The 3,079-nt window shown below is 41.9% G+C and carries 1 protein-coding gene and 1 pseudogene; both read right to left on the bottom strand.

The features are described 5' to 3' along the window. Positions 1–909 (bottom strand): annotated as a pseudogene (locus F6K49_RS38605) (transposase); the annotation flags it as partial. Between the two features lie 107 nt (positions 910–1,016). Continuing rightward, complete coding sequence (gene ltrA, locus F6K49_RS38600) at positions 1,017–2,696, bottom strand: group II intron reverse transcriptase/maturase (protein WP_365940002.1); 1,680 nt, start codon at positions 2,694–2,696, stop codon at positions 1,017–1,019. Positions 2,697–3,079: the final 383 nt, after the last annotated feature.

Below are 3,079 nucleotides of genomic sequence, written 5' to 3'. Positions count from 1 at the left end.
CCCTGCCGCTCTATTTCGTATATTGATAGCTGCATTATGATCGCGGTCAAGACTGCATCCACAATGGGGACAATCATGCCACCGGACATGCAACTTCTTGGGGACTTTATTGCCACAATTGGAGCAATTCTGTGAAGTATTTTTGGGGCTTACTGGAACCGTTAACAAGCCAGCATTCAAGGCCGTAGGCCACGCTACGCGAACGGCTTTGCTTGCTAGGATTGTCAAGAAGCTTGACCATCCCGCATCCAACACAGATTTAGCCAATCGGGACTTAGCCAGTCCTTTAACATTTAGTTTTTCATGAGCGATTACATCATACTTTGATAGTAGGTGGTTTGCTGTTTTGAAATGAAAATCTTTTCTTTTGTCTGATCCCTTTTTATGCTGTTTTCCGAGCTGCTTGATCGCCTTTAGCCTGTTATTACCCCCTTTCTTTCTCCGGGATACTCGCTTTTGAATCACTCTTAAACGTTTTTGAGCTTTTCGATAATACTGAGGAATTTCAACGACTTCACCCTCAGAGGTAGTAAAAAAATCTTTAAGACCAACATCAATCCCAACTATTGAATCTGGATTAATATTGGGCTTAATTTCAGGAATGGTCTTGTCCTCTAGAGATAAAACCAAATAATAGCCATCACATTTTTTGGTGATAGAAGCTGTCTTGATATTAAATCCAGAAGGAATAGTCCGATGGAGTACAACCTTAACTTTGCCTATTTTTGGAAGGTTGATCAAATTTCTTTCCAGACACCCTTCTTTCATTTGGGGATAGGTAAAGGTACGGTAGCGGTGTAGCTTTTTGAACCTAGGTCGTCCACTTCGTTTTCCGCTACTATCTCCTTTGATAAACCTGTCAAAAGCTAGCTTTACTCTCTTTACTGTATCCTGAAGTACCTGAGAATATTAAACTAAGCCGGTGAGTCGCCTCACCGACTCGTCTCCAAAACCGTACGTGACACTTTCATATCATACGGCTCCTCATTACAGTACAATCCTTGACAGTGGCTCCTCTAGAACGGGTTTTCATCTAACTCATTGGAGTTGATTCTCTTTCCGTGTTTGACATCGTGACAATGTAGGTGTAATAATTCGAGATTTTTGTCTGAATTATTTCCCCCTAGTGCGCGTGGTATTATGTGATGTTTTTCCATTAAATCTCCATCCCTAAAGGTAAGACCACAATGAGTGCATTTCCCTTCTTGCCGTTCTAAAAGTTTTCCCTTCTGAGTGGTCATCTCAGGATGCTTTCTCATTCTGGTATTCCAATAGATTAGGTCTCCATCATAGGGACTTCTGGTATCCTGGATTTTTGTGTGCCTTACAATTTTTGTTTTGGCATGTTTGGGGAGATAATTATCTTTCCCTGTCATAAATGTCCAGTTATCACCTTCGATGGTTCCCCAGTATTTATCGTTTACCCAGGTTTTTGATTTCTTTGGATGTCTCCTGTATCCCCATCTTTGGAGTTTATTCCAAAGCATGTTTCCTAATTCGTCGAAAGTTTCTTGACTACAAACACTCTTGTAGTAATTACACCATCCACGTATAATTGGTTTTAGGTGGCGTATTAGTGCCTCCTGAGGGGCAGCTCTGTGTTTGTCGATAGATTTTGAGAGCTGCCTATAATGCTCTTGAACTTTTTCCTTAGATGGTTTGATGATGGTTTTAAAACCTTGTTTTGACTGGTGTTTACCTACTTGGTATTGACGGATAGTAAATCCTAAGAAATCAAATCCGTCAAGAGTGTGGGTAATTTTGGTCTTACTTGGTTTTAATTCCAATCCCATGTCATTCAACCATTCGTTGATGATTCTTTGACATTCTTCTACCACAGTTTGTTCTTTATGCAGGATGACAAAGTCATCAGCATATCGAATCAAATTTAATGCCTTTTTGTTTCTTTTTTTATCTCCTTTCATAGATTTGGCATATTGTTTGATTCGTTCCTCCATTCCGTGAAGGGCTATATTTGCCAAGAGTGGGGATATAACTCCACCTTGGGGAGTACCCTCTTTTATAGATGAGAATGTTCCGTTATCTATCACACCGGCTTTTAACCATGATTTGATTAATCGTCTTAGTGACGGATATGTATTTAATTTTGTCAGAAGTGCATCATGGTTGATTTTGTCGAAACATTTTGCTATATCGGCATCTAGTACCCATTTGGGTTTTTGCTTGATACTTTTAAATATTGCTTCGATTGCATCGTGACATGAGCGTCCTGGTCTAAATCCGTAGGAATTGGGTTCAAATTTTGCTTCCCATTCCGGTTCTAGAGCCGCGCACGCAAGTGCTTGTAAGGCGCGGTCATACATGGTGGGAATCCCCAATGGGCGTTTTTCCGTTCGTCCAGGTTTGGGAATCCATACCCTTCTGGTTGGTTTGGCCTTTCTTTGAACTTTAAGGCTGGCTACTAAGGCGAGGCGTTGTTTTGGTGTTAGGGATTTAACCCCGTCTATTCCGGCAGTCTTTTTGCCTTTGTTCTGTTGGGTTACCCTTCTAACCGCAATCATTTTAGCTGACCAGGATTTCATCAGGGTTTTTTGCAGCTTTCGCACCACGCGGACATCACCACGGCTTGAGGCTCGATATATTCGTTTTTGTAACTTAAAGACAGTCATTTCTAGCTTACGCCAGTTGACTTTCTTCCATTCCGACTGTGGGGCGAACCCCCGAGTTTTAGACATATTCATTACTACTGGCAACTATATCTCTTCCTGTAACGTGAGTCTGTCAGCATATCCTAGGCATTACCCTAGACGTTAGCTTTTGACTCTATCTTTCCTACACATGACTTGCGGCTAACTACCTACTCAATAATCGACCTTACTGAGAGTGCATGTGAGGTTACTTCGTTCCTGATAACCATTCTGTGAACTTTTAGGGTGGTACTATTCACCGGGAGTTATGTGGGAAATCGTTACAAGGACATCCAACTTTGTAGTTACGGTCGATGTCCCCTATTAAGGGGAGCACCTCCGCTTCAGAACTGGGCGTGAGACTTTCACCTCACCCAGCTCCTGGGTAAACTCAGTCTTTTGACCGGCCTTTCGGCATGCTCCAGTGTATC

The organism is Moorena sp. SIO3I6, from assembly GCF_010672095.1.
The sequence above is the reverse complement of the archived record's forward strand: the minus strand, read 5'-3'. Positions and strand labels throughout refer to the sequence as shown.